The sequence below is a fragment of the Cryobacterium sp. PH31-O1 genome (assembly GCF_030063455.1).
GTDB lineage: Bacteria > Actinomycetota > Actinomycetes > Actinomycetales > Microbacteriaceae > Cryobacterium.
Window position 1 is genome coordinate 192,912 of sequence record NZ_JASITB010000007.1, and the last position, 23,745, is coordinate 216,656.

Below are 23,745 nucleotides of genomic sequence, written 5' to 3' on the forward strand. Positions count from 1 at the left end.
CTAATACATGCAGCAAGCGCGCCAGCGAAATGCGCCAGGCGCCTTCCTTCGTCATTTTGACCGCGTCGCTAACACCAACGATGACGACGACTGCGCTGAGTCATGATCGGCACGGCGATCCATCGCGCAATTCCCCGCACCAAGTACCGCCCATCGTGTCTCCTACACTCTGCCCGAGTTGTCTGACCCAGGCACCCCGTGCCGTGGCACAAGTTCGGGGCTGATCCCGTCTGATAGGCTAGAGATGGTCCTTCTTTGGAAGTGGCCGAGCAACCGGAGCACTCTGGCAGGAAGCTGGTCCTCGGTGGTGGTTTCCCAGGTGCATTGCATCTGGTGAATTTCTACTGGTGGCCAGCAAACCGCACGGTGACACGCGGCTTAGTCCTGCCTGTTCGAGCTCCTCGTCCCACTCGTGGGCCATTTGGGCACGCGAGCCTTCGTCGCCAGCATGGCGAGAAGCAAACTTAAAGGAGAAAACCCCCACATGGAGGGTCCAGAAATCACGTTCGCCGAGACCGTTATCGATAACGGCAAGTACGGCAAGCGCACCATCCGTTTTGAAACCGGGCGTCTCGCCCAGCAGGCGCAGGGTTCTGCCGCCGCCTACATTGACGACGAGACGATGCTGCTCTCCGCCACGAGCGTCAGCAAGCAGCCGAAGGACAACTTCGACTTCTTCCCGCTCACCATCGACGTTGAAGAGCGCATGTACGCTGCCGGGCGCATTCCGGGCAGCTTCTTCCGTCGCGAAGGCCGTCCCTCGACCGACGCGATCCTCACCTGCCGCCTGATCGACCGGCCGTTGCGCCCGTCATTCGTCGACGGTCTGCGCAACGAAATTCAGGTTGTCATCACCGTTCTGGCCATCGAGCCCGACGAACTTTACGACGTGCTCGCGATCAACGCGGCCTCCATGTCGACCCAGCTCGCCGGCTTGCCCTTCTCCGGCCCAATCGGTGGCGTTCGCGTCGCCCTTGTTCCCGACGAGAACGGTGGCGGCCAGTGGGTCGCGTTCCCGAAGCACTCGCAGCTCGAGACGTGCGTGTTCAGCATGGTCGTGGCCGGCCGCGTCGTGACGGATGCCGCTGGCAACCAGGACGTCGCGATCATGATGATCGAGGCCGAAGCAACCGACGCCGCCTGGAACCTGATCAAGGGTGGCGCCATTGCGCCCAACGAAGCCGTCGTCGCCCAGGGTATCGAGGCCTCCAAGCCGTTCATCAAGCAGCTTGTTGCCGCTCAGCAGGAGGTCGCCGACAAGGCGGCCAAGCCGACCGCCGACTTCGCGCTCTTCCCGCCTTACCAGGCGGCCACGTACGACGCCGTTGCGGCCGTTGCCTATGACGAGCTCAAGAGCGTCTACGCGATCGCCGACAAGGTCGAACGACAGAACGCCGACGACGCCCTCAAGGCATCCGTCAAGACCGCCATCGCGGCCAAGGTTGAGGCCGGCGAGCTCGACGCCAGCGCCAATAACCAGGTCAACGCGGCCTACAAGTCGGTCACCAAACTCGTTGTGCGCTCGCGCGTTCTCAACGAGGGCATCCGCATCGACGGTCGCGGGCTGGCAGACATCCGCCCGCTCGACGCCGAGGTCGCTGTCATCCCGCGTGTGCACGGTTCGGCCATCTTCCAGCGCGGCGAAACCCAGATTCTGGGCGTCACCACGCTGAACATGCTCAAGCTCGAGCAGTCGATCGACTCGCTGAACCCGGTCACCAAGAAGCGTTATATGCACAACTACAACTTCCCGCCCTACTCGACCGGTGAAACCGGCCGCGTCGGAACGCCCAAGCGCCGCGAGATCGGCCACGGAGCGCTCGCTGAGCGTGCCCTGGTTCCCGTGCTGCCCACGCGTGAGGAGTTCCCCTACGCCATCCGTCAGGTCTCCGAGGCGCTCAGCTCCAACGGATCCACCTCGATGGGTTCCGTCTGCGCCTCCACCCTCTCGCTGCTGAACGCCGGAGTGCCGCTGCGCGCCCCGGTCGCCGGCATCGCGATGGGCCTAATCAGCGACACCGTTGACGGTCAGACCCGCTACGCGGCCCTGACCGACATCCTCGGCGCCGAAGACGCCCTCGGTGACATGGACTTCAAGGTTGCCGGTACGAGTGAGTTCATCACCGCTATTCAGCTCGACACCAAGCTCGACGGCATCCCCGCCTCGGTGCTGGCCGGCGCGCTGAACCAGGCCAAGGAGGCCCGCACCACGATCCTCTCCGTGCTGAACGCTGCAATCGACGCTCCCGACGAGATGGCGCCGACCGCGCCGCGCGTCATCAGCGTGCAGATTCCGGTCGACAAGATCGGCGAGCTGATCGGCCCGAAGGGCAAGACGATCAACTCGATCCAGGACACCACCGGTGCCGACATCTCGATCGAAGAAGACGGCACCGTGTACATCGGCGCCGTCGACGGACCGTCGGCCGAGGCCGCTCGCGCCCAGGTCAACGCCATCGCGAACCCGACCAATCCCGAGGTCGGCGAACAGTTCCTCGGAACCGTCGTCAAGATCGCCGCGTTCGGTGCCTTCGTGTCGCTGCTCCCGGGCAAAGATGGTCTGCTGCACATCTCCGAGGTGCGTAAACTCGCTGGTGGCAAGCGCGTCGAAAACGTCGAAGACGTGCTCGGCGTCGGCCAGAAGGTTCTCGTGGAAATCACGAAGATCGATGACCGTGGCAAGCTGTCGCTCTCTCCGGTGCTCGACGAGGCCGCTGACACCGAGGGTCGCGCTGCGGCTTCCAGCAGTGCGGACGCTTCGACCGAGGTCTCGAACTAAACGAACACCGTGCCCCTACAGATCTCCCGATCACCTCTCGCCAGGTCGGTCGGGTAGACGGAAGGCCCGCACTGCTTGCAGTGCGGGCCTTTTCGCGCGTCTGGTACGGCCAACTTGCGACTACGCCTTGTCGACCTCGTGCACCGGGTTTACCGTTGCGCGCATGACTAATCAACGCAACGTTGTGTCCTTCCTGTCGCGCCTCGGCGCTGTCTCCGTGCTCACCGTCGGCCTGGTGGGCGGCGTCGCAACAGCTCCGGCTCTTGCGCAGCGCCCCGCACCTCCCACCGTCGCATCCGCTCTGGGCTATGTCGCCCTCGGCGACTCATTCACCGCCGGTCAGGGGGCCCCGCCCTACGTCACGGACGGCACCGCCTGCCTGCGCAGCAAGCGGGCCAGTTACCCGACGTTCGCGGCGTTCGTGAGCGCGTACCGCCTCACGTCCAACCGGGCCTGCTCTGGTGCCAGCACAGCGGATGTCCCGGCTCAGCTCCTCGGAGTCAGCCCCGGCACCACCTTGGTCACCCTCACCGTCGGCGGCATCGATGCCGGCTCCAACATCGTCCTGGCCGCCTGCGCCTCCGATCCGACCAACGTCGTCTGCCTCGGCGCCATCGACAACAGCGTGGCCCAACTGGGACTTCTGGCGCCCAAACTCGTGGGCGCCTACACCGCGGTGGCCACGGCACTGCCCCAGGCGAAGATTGCCGTCCTCAGCTACCCACGCCAGTTCAAGCCCGGCTTTTCCCCGCTCGGAGACGTGCTGAACAGGGCGACCGACGCCCTGAACACCGTCATCGCCGGATCCGTCGCGGCCATGGCGACTCCGCGCATCCGTTTTGTCGATGCCTCCCAAGAATTCGCCGGGCATGGCATCGGCTCCAGGGTGGCGTACTTCGCGTTAGATCCGCTGAACCCGCTCGCACCGGCGAACTTTCACCCCAACGCGCTGGGTAACAGCCTCGGCTATACCCGCGCCCTCGCCAACGACGCCGTGTTGCGTCGGCCCTAGCCCGCCTGCAGCTACAACCTGGCAGCCTCCGCAATCTAAATGAAGGAATCGTAAAGTATCGATATACTAAGGCGGTGCTGTCTTCTGGTTTGCCCGCTGCCCAATTGAAGTCCGACCTGTTCAAGTCGCTCGGGCATCCCCTGCGGGTTCAGGTTCTGGAACTACTCGTGACCGGTGAACGATCAGTGGGTTCCCTCGCCGAAACGCTCGGCTGCGAGCTGTCCAATCTGTCGCAGCAGCTCGGCGTGTTGCGTCGCGCCGGCGTGGTCGTCACCCGCCGTGAGGGAAACTCCATCTTCTACGCCCTGCGCGACCCGAGCGCGATCGAGCTGCTCGCCGCGGCTAAACGCATGGTGCGCGCCAACCTCGCCGATTCGCACGCCTTGCTCCGCCACCTCGAACAGGAATAGTTCGTTCCTCCGGCGCCGCAGTTTGTTACAGGTCGTTTCCGGCGTAGGAGAGGTTGAAGCTCTTGTTGGCCAGCGGAAAGTCGGGAACGATCGTCTCCGACAGGGCGTCCGGCACGGCGGGCCAGTTCAGGAACGACGGGTCGACGACCTTCACCCGGGCGAGGGTGCCGTCGGCGGCAAGTTCGACCCGGTGGGTCGCGGTTCCGCGCCACGCTTCGACCAGGGCCAGTCCGGTGCCGGCCAACGTCGGGTTCACGCTGCGGGCGCTTCCGGTGTGGCCCTGCAAACGGCGCAGCAGGTCAACAGCGACCGCGGTGGACACCTCCACCTCGCGCGCGCGAACGGTATACCGCGCGAGCACATCGCCGCCCTCCTCGGTTACGACGTGGAAGACTTCACCAAGATTGACGAACGGATGCTCGTTGCGGGCATCCGTGTCAATGCCGGAGGCGCGAGCGACGTAGCCGAGCGTCCCGATCCTGGTCGCATGCGCGTTGGAGAGGCGGGCGGTGCCGGCGAAACGGCCGCGTACGATGGCGTGCCCGAGTGTGATGCCGACCAGTTCGGCCATGGCAGCATTGATGCGCCCGAGGTCGGCCGCATCGGGAAGTGCGATCACCGTGGTACCGCCAACGCTGAGGGCACCCCGCAGCAGCCGGTGACCGGTGACCGCCTTGTTGATGCGCAGCAGCTGCTCGCGCAACCCCTGGGCGTGGGCGTCGATGACGCCGAAGCCCACGTCATTGGCGAGGGAACCGAGGTCGGTCACGTGGTTGTACAGGCGTTCTAGTTCGAGCAGCAGGGCACGCAGCAGCCGGTCGGGCTCGGAAACCTCGATGCCGGCGGCCTGTTCAACGGCCATGATGAAGGCGAGGGAATGTCCGACGGCGGTGTCGCCGCTGATCTGCTCGGCCAGGAGGACTCCCTCGGCCGCGGTCTTGCCCTCGAACACCTTCTCGACACCGCGGTGCAGGTACCACTGGCGGGCTTCCATCCGCACGATGGTCTCACCGACGACCGAGAACCGAAAGTGGCCGGGTTCGATGATGCCGGCGTGAATGGGGCCGACCGCGATCTCGTACACTCCGGGACCCTCCACCGGCGCGAACGGGAACGACTCAGTGTCGGGCTCGAACTCGGGCACAACGGCGTTGGCGCGCAGCATCGGGTACCAGCCGCGCGGCCAGTGGCCGTGGCGCACGAGGCGGTGCGGCTGCGGATGGTTGCGGGGAACGACCCCGTACAGGTCGCGGATGCCGCGCTCGAAGTTTCCGGCCGGCAGGGACCTCTCGGCGAGGCTCGGAATCCAGGCATCGTCTCGTGGCACGGTGACACAGAGGTCGGCCCGCAACGCCGGGGTGCCTCCGACGAAGCAGTAGACGATGCGAAAGTTATCGACGTCTTCGTGGCAGGCGACCAGCGCCAGGCGGCTGCCCGCATCGAGTAAGGCGCCGGCGGCCTGCGGTAGTCGTGCCCGGTCGACGTCGTGCAGCACGGCGTCGCCCGCAGCCAGATTGTCGGCGGTCACATCTTCGGGCGTTCGCTCGTCACGCATTAGTTGGTACCTCCCAAAACGGCTGTGGCCTGCAGCAGCAGAGTACCGACCGGTTCAGCCACGAACGCGATCGTTGCCGTCGTGGCCAGGGCCAGGACGATCGGCAGGCGGGGGCCATGAGATGAATAGTCGGGTGTGAACGCGTTGCCGGCTGGGGGAGCATCGATGGTCATCTGCACGGTCAGGCGGGTGAACGCAGCGAAGATAACGAGCAGCAGCACGAGGGCGGCTGCGACGACGCCGCCGAGGCCCACCGACCAGCCGGCCATGATGATGCCGACCTCGGAGAAGAAGATGCTGAACGGGGGAAAGCCGACGATGGCGGCCATGGCGATCAGCCACGGCACCGCGAGGCCAGGCCGTCGCACCAGCAGGGCGCGCACATCGGAGATCACCGGGGTGCCCTCGACCTTGAGAATGCGGCCGGAGATCACGAACAGGGTCGCCTTGATCAGGCCGTGACCGAGGATGTACAGCAGCACGGAGGGAAGCGCGGCCGGGCCGATTGCCACGCCGATTGCCATGAGGCCCATGTGTTCGATGCTGGAGTAGGCGAGCATCCGCTTGTAGTCGCGTTGGCGAATCAGTAACGAGGCGGCCACGAGGAGCGAGAGCAGGCCGCCGATGCTGAGCATGGTGCGCAGAAACTCCGGGCCGATCACCAGGTTGGTGATCGACTGGATGCGCAGGATGGCGTACAACGCGACGGAGAGCAGCACGCCCGACATCAGGCCGGAGACCGGCGCGGGGGCCTGACTGTGGGCGTCGGGCAGCCAGCTGTGCATCGGGGCGAGGCCAGACTTGGTGGCGAAACCGAGCACGGCGAGGGCGCCGCCGGCGGTGATGAGGGCGGGATCGAGGCCTTGCGTGGACTGGCTGAGCAGTATCCAGGACAGGGTGGGGGTGTCGGTGCCGACCGAGGCGGCGTAGATGAGCACGATGCCCAGTAGTGCGATGGCGACTCCGACCGAGCCGAGGATGACGTATTTCCAGGCCGCTTCAAGGGACCGGCGGGTGCGGTGGTGGCCGACCAGGAACGCGGTGGCGATGGTCGTGGCTTCAACGGCCGCCCACATCAGGCCGATGCTGTCGGCGAGCACGGCGAGCGACATCGCTGCCAGAAACAGGGCGATGAGCGCCTCATAGCTTGCGGCGTCCCTGGTGCGGCTCGACACGACGCTGCTGAGACCGCCCCAGGTAGAGATGAGTCCGACCGCTCCGACCACGCTCAGCATGTAGGCGGAGAGGGCGTCGGCGCGCAGCATGCCGCCTCCGCTGTCGGGAACGGAGCCGCTCAGCACCGCGCCGACCAGCAGGAACCCAGAGAGGAGCACGGCGCACGACGCGGCGACGCCGACGAAGCGGCGCAGCGCCGACCCTCCCAACAGCAGGCTGAGCGCGGCGAAGACGAGCGGGCCAACCAGGGGAATCCACAGTACGAATGACATCAGTCGTGCAACTCTCTGAGCTGATCGACGGCGGTGCCGCCGAACTTGGTGCGCATGCGGCCGGCGAACACGTGCAGGATGAGCACGACCAGCAGCACGTCGAGGGAGACCGCGAATTCGAGCAGAATCGGAACGCCGCCGCTGGTCAGGAACGCGATGGTCGCGATGCCGTTGTCGAGCAGCAGGAAGCCGATGAGCTGGGAACGGGCGCGGCGACGGCTGATCAGCAGCAGAAAGCCAATGAGCACCATGGCCAGACCGATCGGTGCGGCATGACCCGTTGTCGTGTCGCCGAGGCCGAAGACGCGGCTGACCACGACGTAGCTGAGGATGGTCAGCAGGGTGACGGCTAGCAGGGCGGCGGTCGGGTTGAGCCGGGGTGATTCCTGAATCTGTTTGATCGACGCCTTGGACTGGTGCGCGAGTACCCACGGCAGGCCGACGCCCTTGACCGAGAGAATCAACAGGGCGACGAGCACGAGCTCCGACTCGCCCTCGGCGATGCCGATCACGGCGACGAGGGCGGCAAGGGCCACGCCCTGCAGGGCGAGTAGCCGAATGGAAGCGAGCAGGGAATGACGCCAGACCATGAGCGCGCTCGTGAGCAGCAGGGCACCGGTGCAGAGGCCGATCAGCTGAGGATAGAACGTTTCAAACACGACGGATGCTCCTCAGACGACCAGGTAGGAGGCGGTGACGGCCAGGAAGGCGAGGGCAAAGGAACCCGCGAGAAGCTCGGGCACCTGGAATAGGCGCACCTTGGCCAGGAAGATCTCGCCGACGCTCAGCAGCACACCGAGCACGAGCACCTTCACGGTAATGCTGACAACGCCGAGGGCCAGGCCGAGGGCGCTGAACTCGGTGACGACGCCCCACGGCACGACGAGGTTGCTGACCAGGCCGAGCAGGGCGGCGAGCTTCAGCCAGGAGCCGACTTCGAGCCAGGCCAGGTCGCGACCGCTCGCTTCGAGGGTCATCGCCTCGTGCAGCATGGTCAATTCGAGGTGGGTGCCAGGGTTGTCGATCGGCAGGCGGGCAGTTTCGGCCATGATCGCGATCGACAGGGCCACCAGGGCCAGCACGCTGACCGGCGAGATGATGACCGCCGGGGAGAACAGGCGGGTTTCGACAATGGCCGAGATAGTGCTCGTCTGGGCCGGGATCGACAGGGCGTAGACCGCGAGCAGCAGGGTCGGTTCGACGAGTGCGGCGACGGTCATGTGCCGGCTGGACCCCATGCCACCGAACGCTGTTCCACCGTCGAGTCCTACCAGCGCGAGCGCGACGACGCCGATCAACATGACCGAGACGATGACGAACAGGTCGCTCGGAATGGACGGAAACGGGATGGTGCCCACGAGTGGTAGCAGCACGCAGAGCAGCAGGCTCGAGACCATCAGGGCGACCGGTCCGGCCCTGAGCATCCAGCTGCTGCCTTCGGCGCGCACCGGGTTCTTCGCGAGCAGCTTACGCACGTCACGCCAGGGCTGCCAGATTCCGGCACCGGCACGGCCCTCGATGGTGGCCCGCACTTGGCGGATCACGCCCATGAGCAGCGGGGCGAGAAAGACGAACAGCACGACCTGCACGAAGGCGATGATGATGGCGCTGAGCGCGGCGTTCACAGCGAGACCACAATCAGCACGATCAATAGGGCAGCGAAGGAATAAGACAGATACCGGTGGATGCTGCCGTTGGCGACATGCCGCACGACGATTCCGTAGCGTTGGAACAGGTTGAGCACCGGACGGTACAGCCGGGTTTCGAACACGTCAGAGACGCGTTGTTCCACCTCCACCCGTTCCACCAGGTAGCGCGACTCGGCCACATGGGTGACCTGCACGTCGCGTGACGGCTTGAGCACGTCGTCGAAGACCCGCACGAGCGGTTCGGCATAGGAGGTCGCGGTGTACTGCATGCGTGGGCGCGCCCGGGAGCCGCCGCCGCCCCAGGGCAGGTCGACGGTGCGGTGCGGATGCCGACGGCCGGAAACGATGATCGACACGACCACCGGGATGGCGACGAGAGCGGAGAGCACGACCAGCATGATCGGGTCGAGCACAGCGCCGATGCCAGGCAGCGAGACCCCGCCGAGGCCGACCGACTGCACCGCGGCCGTCGGGTTCGGGCTGATCGTGTGCGCCACGAGCGCGGCGACCGGCCCGGGGAGCAGCCCGAGGGCGAGCACGAACAGCGCGCCGAGGGCGAGTGAGAGTTGCATGACTGGCGGGACCTCGCGGGCATCCGCTGCGGCGCGACTGCGCGGGCGGGCGAGAAAGGCGATGCCGTAGGCCTTGACGAAGGTGAGCAGCGCGAGTCCGGCGGTGAGGGCGATCACGGCGACGGCGAGCGGCATGGCAACGGATGCCGCGACGGAGACGACCGCCCCGTCAAGGCGACCGCCGTGGATGAGTGACTGCAGCAGCATCCACTCGGCGACGAAGCCGCTCGTGATCGGGATGGCGGCGGCGCCGAGGCTGGCAATGCCAAACGCGGCGGCCGTCACCGGCATGCGGGCGCCGAGCCCGCCGAGCCGGTCGAGGTTGCGCTCCCCGGTGGCGTGGATGATGGCGCCGGCACCGAGGAACAGGGTTGATTTGAACGCCGCGTGGCTGACGGCGAGCAGCAGGGCGGCGACGAGCGCGGCATCCGCTGCGGCGGTGGCGTCATAGCCGCGCAGCAGCATGCTCGCGCCGAGTCCGAGAAAGACCAGGCCCATGTTCTCGGTGGTCGAATACGCGAGCAACACCTTGAGATCGCTCGAGACGGAGGCCTGCAGAATTCCGTAGAGGGCGGAGGCGCCACCGACCAGCATGATCGCGATGCCCCACCAGGCCGGGCCGTCGGGCAGCAGGCGCACGCACACCAGTAAGGCGCCGTAGACACCGATCTTGACCATGGCACCGCTCATCGCGGCCGAGACGTGGCTGGGCGCTTCGGGCAGTACCCGGGGCACCCAGACGTGCAGCGGAACGAGTTCGGCCTTGCCGCCGAAACCGAGCAGGAACAGCACGAAGGCCACATTGGCGGCCCAGGAACCCGGTTCGATCTGCAGGTTGGTGAAGCTCGTGCCGCCCGACGCTGCGGCGAGCACGGCGAATCCGGCCAGGATGAAGAAGAAACTCAGCTGCGACATGGCCGAATACCAGATGCCGGCCGAGGCGACCGTTGCCCGGCTGGCATGGTCGGCCAGCAGCAGCACGGTGGAGCCGAGGGTCATGATCTCCCAGGCCAGCAGGAACGACACCGAGTCGGTCGCGGCCGGTACGAGCTGCATTCCTACGAGGAACACCGGCATGGCCACCCAGGCGGTGCGGCTCGCGTCGGGTCCGCGGGTGGAGCTCATCGAGTAGAGCGACACCAGAATGCCGACTCCGGAGACGATGAGCATGAACAGGCCGCCGAGGCGATCGGGGGCCAGCCGCAGGGGATCCATCGGCAGAGCGATCGGAATGAGCAGACCGCCGGTGGCGCCGAGCAGGGCGGAGAGGCCGGTGACGAAGCCGGTCACGGCGATGAGGGTGCAGAGGATGCCGCCCGCCCGTGACCGCAGAGACGGTGCCGCCAGGAGGGCGCTCGCCACGGCCAGCGCGCCGAGGAACAGTTGCAGGAGCAGGCCGGCTCCGATGCCGGTCATCGACCGGTCATCCGGCGCAGCGCCCGCACGATATCGGCCGGTTCCGGCGGACTGCCCGGTACCTCGATGTCGACGTGCGCGAAATCGGACACCGGCCCCATGATGCCATAACCGTCGCGAAAGGCGCCGCCGTGGAGGGCGCAGTCACCGACCGCGATCACGAACCGGGGGGTGGGGGTGGCCTCGATGGTGCGGCGCAGCGGCTCGGCCATGTTGCGGGTCACGCTGCCGACGATGAGTAGCACGTCCGCGTGCCGTGGCGAAGGCACCAGGCGCGCGCCATAGCGTTCCACGTCGTAGACCGGACCGAAGGCGGCCGAGACTTCGAGGGCGCAGTCGTTACAGCCGCCGGCATTGATGAAACGCACCTGCACGCTGCCGCCGAGCACCTCGGCCCCTGGAAACAGGGGCGGGGCGGGCGGCGCCGGTTCGGCGATGCGTGCGCTGTGACGAATGAGGGTGGCCAATCGCAGGAAACTCATCCGAGTCCCCGGTGTGCATGCATGTTCACGAAGCTGGTGCCTTCTGTGGGGAGCGCGAAAGTCGAAGGTGTTGGGCAGGCGACGGATTCTGCGGTGCGTCTGGTTGAGTGCAAGACTACCAGCGCAACTAACTTCATTACTTCTTTATATAACTATATGAACAATTTAGCAAATAGATCGCGCTAGCCGCGGCGGTCGAGCAGCGGGGTGAGGCGGTAGGGGATGACCTCGCCCATAGCGAGCGAGGTCTCGGTGCGTTCCACTCCGTCGCAGGCGAGGATCGTGCCGTCGATGCGGAACAGGTCGGCGGCATCCGTACAGACCACCCGAACGAGCAGATCGGCCTGCCCACTCATGCCGTGCGCCTGCACGATCTCGGGAATCAGGGCCAGATCGATCACGATTTGGGCGAGCCGTTTCTGCTGTACGTGCACCTCGATGAAGGCGGTCAGTGGATAGCCGAGCGCGGCCGGATTGATGCGGCGATCGAAGCCGAGAAAGGCGCCCGAATCCTCCAATCGCTTCATGCGGGCCTGCACGGTATTGCGGGACAGGCCCAGCGTGTCGGCGAGCGCAACGAAGGTGCTGCGCGGGTCGGCGGAGAGCGCCTGAAGGAGCTTCGTATCGGTCTTGTCAAGGCTGTACATAGTGCAAAACATTAACACGGTCTGGCGCGCCTGAATAGGGCACTCTGCTCACTATTTTTGGCAGTGGTTGTGCTGCCTGTTCGGTAGACATAGGCTCACGTCAACTTTAGCAATGACGCTCGGAGCGACCCATGATTGATTTCTCCCCCCAGCCGGTGCAGCTGCTCTCACTTGACGGCGAGCGGATGCCGCGGCCGGACTTCGACCAGTGGGTCGACGATCTCGACGGCCCCGCCCTGCTCGCGCTCTACCGCGACATGGTTGTCGTGCGTCGCATCGATACCGAGGCGACGGCCCTGCAACGCCAGGGCGAACTCGGCCTCTGGCCGCCGCTGCTCGGCCAGGAAGCTTCCCAGGTCGGTTCGGCCCGCGCCCTGCGCAGCGACGACTTCGTCTTTCCGAGCTACCGCGAGAACGCGGTCGCCTATTGCCGCGGGGTCAAACTCACCGACATCGTCAAAGTCTGGCGCGGCAACGCCCAGTCCGGTTGGGACCCCTACACGGTGAACATGGCCACCCCGGCGATCATCATCGGCGCGCAGACCCTGCACGCCACCGGCTGGGCCCTCGGCGCCCAGCGCGACGACGTCGACTCCGTTGCAATCACCTATTTCGGCGACGGTGCCACGAGCGAGGGCGACGTCAACGAGGCCATGGTCTTCGCCGCGAGCTTCCAGGCCCCGGTGGTCTTCTTCTGCCAGAACAACCACTGGGCCATCTCCGAACCGGTCGGTGTGCAGGCCCACCGCAACATCGCCGATCGTGCACCGGGCTTCGGAATTCCCAGCCTCCGCATCGACGGCAACGACGTGATCGCCGTGCTGGCGGCGACCCGCATCGCCCTCGACCGGGCCCGTACCGGCAATGGGCCCACCTTCATCGAAGCCGTCACCTACCGCATGGGACCGCACACCACAGCGGATGACCCCACCCGCTACCGCGACCCCGCCGAACTCGCCGAGTGGAAGACGCGGGACCCCCTGCTGCGCCTGCACCGGTTGTTGAGCGCGCTCGGTGAGATCACGCCAGAGGTCGAGGCGGCTACCCAGGCGATCGCCGATGCTGCAGCGGCTGAACTGCGTGCCGGCTGTATCGGCATGCCAGACCCCGAACCGCTGAGCGTGTTCGACCACGTCTATGCCACCCCCCATGCCAGTCTCGAGCGCCAGCGTACCGATTACGCCGGCTATCTCACGAGCTTTGGCAGTGTTGAACAGAACTCAAAGGCGTGATGACCATGACCACCCTGATGACTCCCGCCACGGTCTCGACCGTTCCCGGCCTCACCGCCCCGGCCCCCACACCTTTGAGTGAGACCAAGACGCTCACCATGGGCAAGGCCATCAACGAAGGCCTGCGCCAGGCCATGCTCGATGACCCCAAGGTTGTGCTGCTCGGCGAAGACATCGGCGCCCTCGGCGGTGTCTTCCGGGTGACCAGCGACCTGCTCGCCCAGTTCGGCGCTCGCCGGGTCATTGACACTCCGCTCGCCGAATCGGCCATCATCGGAACCGCCGTGGGCCTGGCCTACCGCGGCTACCGCCCGGTCTGCGAGATCCAGTTCGACGGCTTCATCTTTCCCGGCTTCGACCAGATCGTCAGCCAGGTTGCCAAGTTCCACTACCGCACCCAGGGCGCCGTGCGCATGCCGATCACCATCCGGGTGCCGTTCGGCGGCGGAATCGGAGCGGCCGAACATCACTCCGAATCACCGGAAGCGTACTTCACCCACACCTCCGGCCTGCGCGTGATCGCCGTTTCCAACCCTCAGGACGCCTACAGCCTCATTCGGCAAGCCATCGCGAGCGACGACCCGGTGCTCTACTTCGAGCCCAAGCGTCGCTACCACGTCAAGGGTGAGGTCGTGCCAGAGCTTGGTGCCGCGATGGAGAAAGCCGTCGTCGTGCGGCCAGGAACAGATGTCACGCTCCTCACCTATGGCGCGCTCGTATCGACCGCGCGCGACGCGGCGCTCGCCGCTTTCGACGAGGGTATATCGATCGAGGTCATCGACCTGCGCTCGCTGTCACCGGTGGATTACGCGGCGGTGGAGGCATCCGTTCGTAAGACCGGGCGCCTCGTCGTGACGCACGAGGCGGCCCAGTCGGGCGGACTCGGCGGCGAGCTCATCGCGACCATTACCGAGCGCTGCTTCAGCTACCTGGAATCCGCGCCGGTGCGGGTGACCGGCTTCGACGTGCCCTACCCGCCGGCCAAGCTCGAAAACCACCACCTGCCCGACCTCGACCGCATCCTCGACGGCGTCGACCGGGTCATGGGGCGACGATGATCAAGATCTTCAAGCTGCCCGACCTCGGTGAGGGGCTCACCGAGAGCGAGATCGTGGCCTGGCTGGTGGCGCCGGGCGATGAGGTCACTCTCAACCAGCACATCGCCGACGTTGAAACGGCCAAGGCGGTCGTTGAACTGCCGAGCCCGTTCGCCGGAGTGGTGCGCGTGCTGCACCAGCCAGCCGGGGTGGTCGTGCACGTCGGTGAACCAATCGTCAGCTTCGATATCGGCGGCGCCGACCCCGATTCCGATCCGCCAACGGATGCCGCGGCGCCGGCCCCGGTTTCAGCCCCGGTTTCAGACCCGGCCGAGCGGCGCGAGGCCAACCTGGTCGGCTATGGTCCCGCCGTTGAACGCGGCGGCCATCCGCAGCGTCGTGCCCGGCCGGGTGGCGCTCAGGCGGCCGTCGCCGAAACGGCCGCTCCGGAACAGGCGGAGGTAGCCCGTGCCGACCACACGACGCCGGCCGCGTCTTCCGCGCAACCGCCCACGGCAGCGGATGCCGCGCCAGGCCGGCCGGCCGCGCCCTCCCTCGACCAGCCCGCCACAGCATCCGTTGCCGAACGCCCGCGCTCGACGCCGCCGGTGCGTGCCCTGGCCCGCGACCTCGGCATCGACCTCACCACGGTCACCGGAACCGGGCGCGACGGCCTGATCACGCGCGACGATGTGCGCGCCCACCTCACCGAGTCCGTGCCGGCGACAGGTCTGCCCGCGACGCCGCCCGACACCACAGCGCCCGCAGCGTTCGAGCGCGAGACCCGCACGCCGATCAAAAGCCTGCGCAAACTCACGGCCGCCGCCATGGTGCAGAGCGCCTTCACGGCGCCGCACGTGACCGAGTTCCTCACCATCGACGTCACACCCACCGTCGAACTGCTCGATTCCCTCCGCGCTGACCGCCAGTTTGCCGACGCCGGCATCGGCATCCTCGCGGTGGTGGCCAAGGCGCTCTGCCTCGCCGTCGGCCGCACCCCCGCGGCCAACACCCGATGGGATGAGCCGGCCGGCGAAATCGTGCAGTTCCACCACGTGAACCTCGGCATCGCCGCGGCTACCCCGCGCGGCCTGCTCGTGCCCAACATCGTCGACGCCGACCGGCTCGACCTGCGCGGCCTCGCCGCCGCGCTCGCCGAACTCACCACCGCTGCCAGGGCCGGTACGACCACCCCGGCGGCGCTCTCCGGCGGCACGATCACCATCACCAATATCGGCGTGTTCGGCATCGACGCTGGTACCCCGATTCTTAACCCCGGGGAGGCGGCAATCCTCGCGCTGGGCGCCATCCGCTCTCAGCCGTGGGAGTATCGCGGGCAGGTCGCGCTGCGCAAGGTGCTCACGCTCAGCCTGTCGTTCGACCACCGTCTGGTGGACGGCGAGCAGGGCTCCCGCTTCCTTGCCGACATCGCAACCATCCTCGCCGACCCGGCCCGCGTGCTGACCATGGTCTGACTCGTTCCGTCCTTCGCACCACCCCAATTGCTGCCGCCAGCCCACAGCACCAGTCGTCTCGTCAACCGTGGCACGCATAACTCCTGCAATTTCTCGGCCGGCCCGAAACGTTCCGCGGATTTCCGCGGCATCCATTTTTCGGCTCGGCAGATTGCAGGAGTTATGCGGCAGACGGGCGGTTGACCGGGGTGGGACGGCGGAGGAGAGTGGAGGCATGAACGCTCACGGCGCACTCCTTACCCCCTTCTCGACGAAGAAGCAGCTGGCGGGCACCGCATTCGTGCATCTTGACGGATGCCTGCACGCCACGTTTCACACCAAAGACTTCGTGTCGGCTCTCGAGCTCGTCAACCGTGTCGGCGCGGTCGCCGAGGAGCTGAACCACCACCCCGACGTGCGCCTTCGCTACGGCACTGTGTCGCTCGAGTTGACCTCGCACGACGCCGGGGGAGTGACCGCTCGCGATCTCGAGCTCGCGGCCCGGGTGCAGCAGCTCGCCGACACCCTCGGTGCTACCGCACCCCCCGCGCAGCCGACCCGGTACGAAATTGCGATCGACTGCACCGACGCGGATGCCGTGCGCCCATTCTGGCGGGTTGGTCTTGGCTACACCGAGGTTGCCGGCGATGACGGCATCGAGCTCGTCGACCCGCGCGGGATCGCCCCCAAGGTCTGGTTCCAGCACATGGAGATCGCCCGCACCGAGCGAAACCGCATTCATCTCGATGTCTACGTGCCGAGCGACGATGCCGAAGACCGGGTCGCGGCCGTGCTCTTGGGCGGTGGCGTGCTGCTCACCGACGAGCACGCTCCCGACTGGTGGGTGCTCGCCGACGTCGAGGGCAACGAACTCTGCGTCTGCACCGCCGCGTCCTGACCGGCTAAAACGGGCGCAGCGTCGCCCGGGCTTCGGCCCGCACCGCCGCCGAGACGGCATCGAGCAGCGGTGAGGCGAGGTTCCAGCGCTGCCAGAACAGCTCCACATCCACCGCCTTCTCGGGGGCCAGATCGACCAGGCGGCCGTCGGCGATTTCGGCGGCGCACTGCTGCTCGGGCAGCATGCCCCAGCCGAAGCCGAGCAGGATCGCCCGCACGAAGTCGTTTGATGTCGGAATGTAATGAACGGGTCCGCTGCTGCCCGTTCCCGTGTGCTCGCGCAGAAATGCCTCCTGCAGGTCATCGTTTCGTTCGAAGGCGACGACGGGCGCACGGGACAGGTCGTCCAGGCTGGCACCCGACGGCAGCCAGCGGGCGATGAACGCGGGCGTCGCGACAGCGCGATAGCGCATCTGACCGAGCAGCTCGGTGACACAACCCTGCACGGCCTCCCGTGTTGACGTCACCGCCGCCATGACCGTCCCCGCGCGCAACAGCCTCGTGGTGTGTTCCTGGTCTTCCCGATTCAGGTCGAAGGCCACGCCGAGGCTCTCCCCGAGTCCGGCGAGGGCATCGAGAAACCAGGTGGCGAGGCTGTCGGCGTTCACGGCGAGGGATACGAGAAACACACCACCGTCGGACCGGCCGTCGTGCAATTGGCGCACCGTGTCGGCCTCGAGCAGCTCCACCTGGCGGGCAAAGCGCAGCAACACGTTGCCGGCATCGGTGAGTCGCACCGGAGTCGTGCGCTGCACCAACACCTGCCCGCAGGTCTGTTCCATCGCTTTGACTCGCTGGGAAACCGCGGACGGTGTCACGTGAAGTCGGGTTGCGGCCACGTCGAACGAGCCCTCGTCGACGAGCGCCAGCAGGGTGGCAAGCTGTTCGAGCGTAAAGCGCTGCATTAGATCAGCTTATCCAACCTAAGAAACAATAGATGTACTGCATTGACTAAAGCGCCTAGCGTTGCACGAGTGACCTCAACTTTTGTGCCAGCCCTGCTTGGCTTCGCCACCGGGCTCTCCCTCATCATCGCGATCGGATCTCAGAATGCCTTCGTGCTGCGACTCGGCATCGAGGGCCACAACCGAGTCATCGTTGCGGTGGTCGCGATCTGCGCAGTGTCGGATGCCGTGCTGATTCTGGCCGGCGTGCTCGGGCTCGGGGTAGTCGTGGCCGCGGCGCCGGTGGCGGTCATCGTGATCCGCGTACTGGGCTCCGGATTTCTGGTCATTTACGGGCTCTTCGCGGCTCGCCGCGCGATCCGCCCGGGGGCGCTCGTCGTCTCAGGGGTCGTGGCCACGACCGGAATGAGGGTCGCCGTCGTGAGCGTGCTCGCCCTCACCTGGCTGAATCCGCACGTCTACTTGGACACAGTGTTGTTCCTCGGGGCCGTCGCTAACCAGCAGGGCGCGGCGGAACGCTGGTGGTGGGCGGGAGGCGCCATTGCGGCCAGCTTCGTCTGGTTCTGCGCACTCGGCTTCGGGGCACGCCTGCTGCGACCGGTATTTGCCAAGCCGGCATCGTGGCGAGTGCTCGACGCGGTGATCGCCGTAGTGATGATCGCCCTTGGTGTGCGCCTGGCGCTCGGGCACTAGCCAGGGCTTTGTGCGGCGCCCGGAAGGCCGAGGGCGGCGAGTGCCATCTCCTCGAGCAGAGCGCGCACGGCCGGCTGCGCGGAAGCGCGCGCGCTGTGCGGCGTCGAGTTCAGCAGTCCGAAGGTCGCGTGGGCCCGAATGCGCAGCAGCGCCTCGTCGACCGGGGGGTGAACGCGGTGCAGCACCTCCACCCACAGTTCCACATACTCACGCTGCAGTAGGCGCACCCGGTGCCGGTCGGCCTCCGCGAGGCTGGCCAGATCGCGGTCCTGCACCCGGATGACGTCGGGATTGGAGAGGGCGAACTGTACGTGAAAGCGCACGAGCTTGCGGAGGGCGGCCTGGGCATCCGTTGTTTCGGTCACGACGGCCCGACCACCGGCCACGAGGTCCTCGCTCACGTCGATGAGCAGCGCGGCCAGCATGGCCTGCTTCCCGCTGAAGTGTCGATACACGGCCGGACCGCTCACTCCGGCGGCGGCACCGAGGTCTTCGATGGAGACGCCGTTGAATCCGGACTGGGCGAAAAGCGTTGCGGCGGCGCCGAGGAGAGCGGAGCGTCGGTCGGCCTTGGCCTGCCTGCGCGGCGTTGTTTCGGTCCGTGCGCTCATGCGAACCTTTCCACTGGACTTTTGAGTTAATCATGACTAACCTGAATTCCAGTTAGTAATCACTAACTGTAGTTGATGCCGGGCGTTCCGGCCTCACCAATGGGAAGATGTCGATGGAGACACTCGCGAGTCAGCTCGACTCCTCTGCTCAGGCGTTTGTCGCTAATGACACCGCCCAGCGCCGCCTCGTGACCGACCTGCAGCAGCGCCTCGCCACGATCGCCCTCGGTGGACCGGAGAAGTCCCGGCAGCGCCACCTCGCCCGCGGCAAGTTGCTGCCGCGCGAACGCATCGACCAGCTGCTCGACGACGGCAGCCCGTTCCTCGAGATCGCGCCGCTCGCTGCGACCGGCCTCTATAACGACGACAGCCCCGGCGCCGGCGTCATCGCCGGCATCGGCCTCGTGCATGGCCGCTACGTGCTCGTCATCTCCAACGACGCCACCGTCAAGGGCGGCACCTACTACCCGATGACGGTGAAAAAACATCTGCGGGCCCAGGAGATCGCGCTCGAAAACCGACTGCCCTGCGTGTACCTCGTCGACTCCGGTGGGGCCTACCTTCCCCTGCAAGACGAGGTCTTTCCCGATCGCGATCATTTCGGGCGCATCTTCTACAACCAGGCGCGGATGTCCGCGGTCAAGATCCCGCAGATCGCTGCGGTATTGGGATCATGCACCGCCGGCGGCGCCTACGTGCCGGCGATGAGTGACGAGACCGTGATCGTACGTAACCAGGGCACCATCTTCCTGGGCGGACCGCCCCTGGTCAAAGCCGCGATCGGCGAAATCGTCACCGCGGAGGAGCTCGGCGGTGGCGAGCTGCACGCCCGCGTCTCCGGCGTAACCGACCACCTCGCCGAGAACGACGAGCATGCGCTGCAGATCGTGCGCGACATTATCTCAACCCTGCCAAGGGCCAATGCACCCGCTTGGGATGTGATCCCATTTGTTGACCCGGTCGCCGACGAGAGCGAACTGTATGGAGCCGTCCCCGTCGATGTGCAGGGGCAGTACGACGTGCACGAAGTCATCGCCCGCATCGTCGACGGCAGCGAGTTCCACGAATTCAAGCGTGAGTACGCCACCACTCTCGTGACGGGGTTCGCGCACATCCACGGCCACCCGGTGGGGATCGTCGCCAACAACGGCATCCTCTTTGCCGACTCCGCGCTTAAAGGCGCGCACTTCATCGAACTCTGCGACCAGCGCGGAATTCCTCTCGTTTTCCTGCAGAACATCTCCGGATTTATGGTGGGCCGAGACGCCGAAGCTGGCGGCATCGCCAAGCACGGCGCCAAGATGGTCACCGCGGTCGCCACCGCCCGCGTGCCCAAGCTCACCGTCGTGATCGGCGGCTCCTTCGGAGCCGGCAACTACTCCATGTGCGGCCGCGCCTACTCGCCGCGCTTCCTCTGGATGTGGCCGGGCAGCCGCATTTCCGTGATGGGCGGACCGCAGGCCTCCGCTGTGCTCGCGACCGTCAAGCGCGAGCAGATCGAGGGCGGCGGCGGTGAATGGTCGGCCGACGCAGAGACCGCGTTCAAAGATCCGATCCTGGCCACATACGAAACCCAGGGCAGTCCCTACTATTCCACCGCCCGGCTCTGGGACGACGGCGTCATCGACCCCGCCGACACCCGCACGATACTGGGACTCGCCCTCGCCGTGTGCGCTACCGCGCCGCTCGCTGAGTCCGCCTTCGGCCTCTTCCGAATGTGAGTGAGACCCTTCCCATGACATTTGATACCGTTCTGGTCGCCAACCGCGGCGAAATCGCCTGCCGCATCATTCGCACGTTGCGCGCGCGGGGCATCCGCTCTGTGGCGGTGTATAGCGACGCTGACCGTGACGCTGTGCACGTGTCGCTGGCGGATGCCGCGGTGCGCCTCGGCGGCGCCGCCCCGGCCGACAGCTACCTCAACGTCGAGGCCGTTCTGGCCGCCGCGGCCCGAACCGGAGCCCAGGCCATCCACCCGGGCTACGGGTTTCTCAGCGAGAACCAGGCCTTCGCGCAGGCGTGCGCCGACGCCGGGATCGTATTCATCGGGCCGAGCGTGCACGCGCTCAATGTGATGGGCGACAAGATCCGTTCAAAAAACCATGTGGCCGGCTACGGGGTGCCGATCATCCCCGGGGTGGCGAAGCCGGGCTTGAGCAACGAGCAGCTGATCAAGGCGGCCGTCGACGTGGGCTACCCGCTGCTCATCAAGCCCTCCGCCGGCGGTGGCGGCAAGGGCATGCACGTGGTGGAACGGGCCGAAGACCTGCCGGCCACCCTCGTGACCGCCCGGCGCGTGGCGCAGAGCGCGTTTGGCGATGACACGTTGCTGCTCGAGCGTCTCGTGGCGACGCCGCGGCACATTGAGGTGCAGGTGCTCGCCGACGACCACGGCGCCGTGATCCACCTCGGCGAGCGCGAGTGCTCGCTGCAGCGCCGGCATCAGAAGGTCATCGAGGAGGCGCCATCGCCCCTGCTCGATGAGGTCACCCGCGCCCGTATCGGCGAGGCAGCGTGCGCCGCCGCCCGCAGCGTGGGCTACAGCGGCGCCGGCACCGTGGAATTTCTGGTCTCCGCGGCTGCGCCCGACGAATTCTTCTTCATGGAGATGAACACCCGCCTGCAGGTGGAACACCCGGTCACCGAGATGGTCACCGGCCTTGACCTCGTGGACTGGCAGCTGCGTATTGCGGCGGGGGAGACGCTCACCCTCGCTCAGACCGATATATGCCTCACGGGGCATGCGATCGAAGCGCGGGTCTACGCCGAGAATCCCGAGCGCGGCTTTCTGCCGACCACCGGCACGGTGCTGCAGCTCCACGAGGCCACCGGTGAGGGCGTGCGGGTCGACAGTTCGCTGGCCCGGGGCCTTGCGATAGCCTCGCACTACGACCCGATGCTCGCCAAGGTGATCGCCTGGGCCCCCACCCGGCTTGAGGCGCTCACCAGACTCGACAGGGCGCTCGCCGACACAGTGGTGCTCGGCGTGCAGACCAACACCGAATACCTGCGGCTGCTGCTGGCGGATGCCGACGTGCGAGCCGGCCGCCTCGACACCGGCCTGATCGAGCGCAAGCTTCCCGACCTTGAGTTTCGTGGTGCCGACGAGCACGTGCTGGCCGCCACCGCGCTGTTCCTGCACGGGCGTATGGGCACCGGGTTCGATGTGGGCAACGCGAACGGTGTGTGGACGCGGCCGAGCGGGTGGCGCGCGGGTTCGCCGCGTCCGGTGCGCTACTCGCTGGGGGTGAGCGCGACCGAATCCGTGGAGGTGCGCGTTCTGGGGGAGCCGGGGGCGGCATCCGTTTCTATCGGCGACGGCGTGGCCGTAACGGCGGGACTCGCTCCCGTGGCAGGCCGCAGCGGCTCCTTTAGCGTCGACTACGACGGCCAGACCCGCGTGTTTGCGATGAACCAGTCCGGGGCGCGCGTGCACATCGGCTCCGACGGCTTCTCGCACGAACTACGCCATCGCTCTCGGGCTGAACAGCTCGCAGAACACCTGGTCAGTCGCGACCGGGTGCCAGGCGCGGCCAGCCCCGACGTGCGTTCGCCGATGCCAGGCACCGTCATCGCGGTGCACGCCGCCACCGGTGACACCGTCACCGTGGGGCAGACCCTCCTGGTCGTCGAGGCCATGAAGATGGAACACAAACTCGTGGCCGCCACGGCTGGCCGGGTCACCGTCAACCTCAAGACCGGCGATCTCGTGGCACTCGATGAGATCGTCGCGACCATCAGCACCCCCGAAACCATCCCAGACAAGGAAGAACCAGCATGAGCTACGAACTCACCCCCGAATACCAGGCCCTGAGCGACACCGTGCGCGACTTCGCCGACACCGTCGTCGCGCCGGCCGCCTACGAGTACGACACCCTGCGCAGCCTGCCCTACGGCATCATCGACCAGATGGGCGAGCTGGGCCTGTTCGGCCTGCCCTTCCCGAAGGAATACGGCGGCCAGGGCAGCGACTACTTCGCGCTCTGCCTCGCCGTCGAACAACTGGGCCGCGTCGACCAGAGCATCGCCGTCACCCTCGAAGCGGGCGTGGGCCTCGGCATCATGCCGGTCTACCGTCGCGGCACGGAACAGCAGAAGCAGGAGTGGGTGCCGCTGCTCGCGAGCGGCAAGGCCCTCTCCGCCTTCGGTCTCACCGAAGCGGATGCCGGCTCCGACGCCGCCGGCACCAAGACCACCGCCTCACTGGAAGACGGCGAATGGGTAATCAACGGCAGCAAACAGTTCATCACCAACTCCGGCACCGACATCACCCGGCTGGTCACCGTCACCGCGGTCACCGGCCAGTCCACCCGCGCCGACGGTTCAATCAAAAAGGAACTCACCGCCATCCTGGTGCCAACCCCGGCACCCGGTTTCACCGTACTGCCCGCCTACGACAAGGTCGGCTGGCACACCTCCGACACGCATCCGCTGCTCTTCGACAACGTGCGCGTACCCGAAGCCAACCTGCTCGGTGAGCGCGGCCGCGGCTTCGCCAATTTTGTGCAGACCCTCGACGAGGGCCGCATCGCTTTCGCCGCACTGTGTGCCGGGGCTGCCCAGGGCTGCCTCGACGAGTCGGTGCGCTACGCGAAGAGCCGCAATGTCTTCGGTCGCGCGATCGGTTCCAACCAGCACATCGCCTTCAAACTGGCACGCATGCAGGCCCGCGCGCACAGCGCCCGCCTCGCCTACTACGACGCGGCGCTGAAAATGATCAATGGCAAGCCGTTCAAGATGGAGGCGTCGATCGCCAAGATGATCGGCAGTGAAGCGGCCATGGACAACGCCCGCGACGCCACCCAAATCTTCGGCGGCTACGGCTTCCTGAACGAAAATCCGGTCGCCCGGCACTATCGTGATTCCAAAGTGCTCGAACTGGGCGAGGGCACGACCGAGGTGCAGCTCATGATCATCGCCCGGTCGCTCGGCTTCGCCGCCTGATC

At 66.6% G+C, this 23,745-nt stretch carries 20 protein-coding genes; 11 read left to right on the plus strand and 9 right to left on the minus strand.

From position 1 onward, the window contains the following. Positions 1–484 precede the first annotated feature (484 nt). The 3 genes from QMK31_RS14890 (at position 485) to QMK31_RS14900 (ending at position 4,201) form a co-directional block, all read left to right on the plus strand. Complete coding sequence (locus QMK31_RS14890) at positions 485–2,779, plus strand: polyribonucleotide nucleotidyltransferase (protein WP_283501728.1); 2,295 nt, start codon at positions 485–487, stop codon at positions 2,777–2,779. 163 nt (positions 2,780–2,942) lie between these two features. After that, positions 2,943–3,791 (plus strand): SGNH/GDSL hydrolase family protein, encoded by an 849-nt coding sequence (locus tag QMK31_RS14895; protein WP_283501729.1) that lies wholly within the window; start codon positions 2,943–2,945, stop codon positions 3,789–3,791. 74 nt (positions 3,792–3,865) lie between these two features. Then, the gene (locus QMK31_RS14900) at positions 3,866–4,201 is read left to right on the plus strand and encodes an ArsR/SmtB family transcription factor (RefSeq protein ID WP_283501730.1); all 336 of its coding nucleotides are present in this window, start codon (positions 3,866–3,868) and stop codon (positions 4,199–4,201) included. Between the two features lie 25 nt (positions 4,202–4,226). Here QMK31_RS14900 and QMK31_RS14905 read toward each other — a convergent pair whose 3' ends face one another. The 7 genes from QMK31_RS14905 to QMK31_RS14935 all read right to left on the minus strand — a co-directional run bounded on the left by QMK31_RS14905 (position 4,227) and on the right by QMK31_RS14935 (position 11,970). Beyond that, entirely contained in the window at positions 4,227–5,756 is a 1,530-nt protein-coding gene (locus QMK31_RS14905; protein ID WP_283501731.1) for a hydrogenase large subunit, read from the minus strand. Further along, positions 5,756–7,204: a proton-conducting transporter transmembrane domain-containing protein gene (locus tag QMK31_RS14910; RefSeq protein WP_283501732.1), complete on the minus strand. Its 1,449-nt coding sequence runs from the start codon at positions 7,202–7,204 to the stop codon at positions 5,756–5,758. Before QMK31_RS14910 ends, QMK31_RS14905 begins: the two co-directional genes overlap by 1 nt. Next, positions 7,204–7,863: a hypothetical protein gene (locus tag QMK31_RS14915; protein WP_283501733.1), complete on the minus strand. Its 660-nt coding sequence runs from the start codon at positions 7,861–7,863 to the stop codon at positions 7,204–7,206. Before QMK31_RS14915 ends, QMK31_RS14910 begins: the two co-directional genes overlap by 1 nt. A 12-nt stretch (positions 7,864–7,875) precedes the next feature. Continuing rightward, entirely contained in the window at positions 7,876–8,829 is a 954-nt protein-coding gene (locus QMK31_RS14920; RefSeq protein ID WP_283501734.1) for a respiratory chain complex I subunit 1 family protein, read from the minus strand. Beyond that, complete coding sequence (locus QMK31_RS14925; protein WP_283501735.1) at positions 8,826–10,841, minus strand: proton-conducting transporter transmembrane domain-containing protein; 2,016 nt, start codon at positions 10,839–10,841, stop codon at positions 8,826–8,828. Before QMK31_RS14925 ends, QMK31_RS14920 begins: the two co-directional genes overlap by 4 nt. Beyond that, on the minus strand, positions 10,838–11,323 hold the full coding sequence (locus QMK31_RS14930) for an NADH-quinone oxidoreductase subunit B family protein (RefSeq protein WP_283501736.1): 486 nt from the start codon (positions 11,321–11,323) through the stop codon (positions 10,838–10,840). The genes QMK31_RS14925 and QMK31_RS14930 overlap by 4 nt, the downstream gene beginning before the upstream one ends. Positions 11,324–11,505: 182 nt before the next feature. Then, on the minus strand, positions 11,506–11,970 hold the full coding sequence (locus tag QMK31_RS14935) for an Lrp/AsnC family transcriptional regulator (protein ID WP_134503179.1): 465 nt from the start codon (positions 11,968–11,970) through the stop codon (positions 11,506–11,508). 131 nt (positions 11,971–12,101) lie between these two features. Between QMK31_RS14935 and pdhA the strand changes: the two genes are divergently transcribed. From pdhA to QMK31_RS14955, 4 genes are all read left to right on the plus strand, one after another. Then, complete coding sequence (gene pdhA, locus QMK31_RS14940; RefSeq protein ID WP_283501737.1) at positions 12,102–13,202, plus strand: pyruvate dehydrogenase (acetyl-transferring) E1 component subunit alpha; 1,101 nt, start codon at positions 12,102–12,104, stop codon at positions 13,200–13,202. A 98-nt stretch (positions 13,203–13,300) separates the two neighbouring features. After that, complete coding sequence (locus QMK31_RS14945) at positions 13,301–14,260, plus strand: alpha-ketoacid dehydrogenase subunit beta (protein WP_283501818.1); 960 nt, start codon at positions 13,301–13,303, stop codon at positions 14,258–14,260. Beyond that, on the plus strand, positions 14,257–15,714 hold the full coding sequence (locus QMK31_RS14950) for a dihydrolipoamide acetyltransferase family protein (protein ID WP_283501738.1): 1,458 nt from the start codon (positions 14,257–14,259) through the stop codon (positions 15,712–15,714). Before QMK31_RS14945 ends, QMK31_RS14950 begins: the two co-directional genes overlap by 4 nt. Before the next feature lie 214 nt (positions 15,715–15,928). Further along, complete coding sequence (locus tag QMK31_RS14955) at positions 15,929–16,591, plus strand: 4a-hydroxytetrahydrobiopterin dehydratase (protein WP_283501739.1); 663 nt, start codon at positions 15,929–15,931, stop codon at positions 16,589–16,591. Between the two features lie 4 nt (positions 16,592–16,595). Here QMK31_RS14955 and QMK31_RS14960 read toward each other — a convergent pair whose 3' ends face one another. Beyond that, positions 16,596–17,495 (minus strand): LysR family transcriptional regulator ArgP, encoded by a 900-nt coding sequence (locus QMK31_RS14960; RefSeq protein WP_283501740.1) that lies wholly within the window; start codon positions 17,493–17,495, stop codon positions 16,596–16,598. A 69-nt stretch (positions 17,496–17,564) separates the two neighbouring features. Here QMK31_RS14960 and QMK31_RS14965 point away from each other — a divergent pair, with 69 nt between their 5' ends. Then, complete coding sequence (locus tag QMK31_RS14965) at positions 17,565–18,188, plus strand: LysE/ArgO family amino acid transporter (protein WP_283501741.1); 624 nt, start codon at positions 17,565–17,567, stop codon at positions 18,186–18,188. On the opposite strand, the gene QMK31_RS14970 is transcribed toward QMK31_RS14965, so the two are convergent. Then, on the minus strand, positions 18,185–18,799 hold the full coding sequence (locus QMK31_RS14970; protein WP_283501742.1) for an SACE_7040 family transcriptional regulator: 615 nt from the start codon (positions 18,797–18,799) through the stop codon (positions 18,185–18,187). The two genes, QMK31_RS14965 and QMK31_RS14970, sit on opposite strands and share 4 nt — an antisense overlap. A gap of 113 nt (positions 18,800–18,912) precedes the next feature. Between QMK31_RS14970 and QMK31_RS14975 the strand changes: the two genes are divergently transcribed. Genes QMK31_RS14975 through QMK31_RS14985 form a run of 3 tightly spaced genes read left to right on the plus strand, consistent with a single transcriptional unit; the run spans position 18,913 to position 23,743 of the window. Further along, positions 18,913–20,520, plus strand: a complete 1,608-nt coding sequence (locus QMK31_RS14975; protein WP_283501819.1) for a carboxyl transferase domain-containing protein — start codon at positions 18,913–18,915, stop codon at positions 20,518–20,520. A 14-nt stretch (positions 20,521–20,534) separates the two neighbouring features. After that, positions 20,535–22,580, plus strand: coding sequence for an ATP-binding protein (locus QMK31_RS14980; protein ID WP_283501743.1), 2,046 nt, complete (start codon positions 20,535–20,537; stop codon positions 22,578–22,580). Continuing rightward, complete coding sequence (locus QMK31_RS14985) at positions 22,577–23,743, plus strand: acyl-CoA dehydrogenase family protein (protein ID WP_283501744.1); 1,167 nt, start codon at positions 22,577–22,579, stop codon at positions 23,741–23,743. Before QMK31_RS14980 ends, QMK31_RS14985 begins: the two co-directional genes overlap by 4 nt. Positions 23,744–23,745 lie beyond the last annotated feature (2 nt).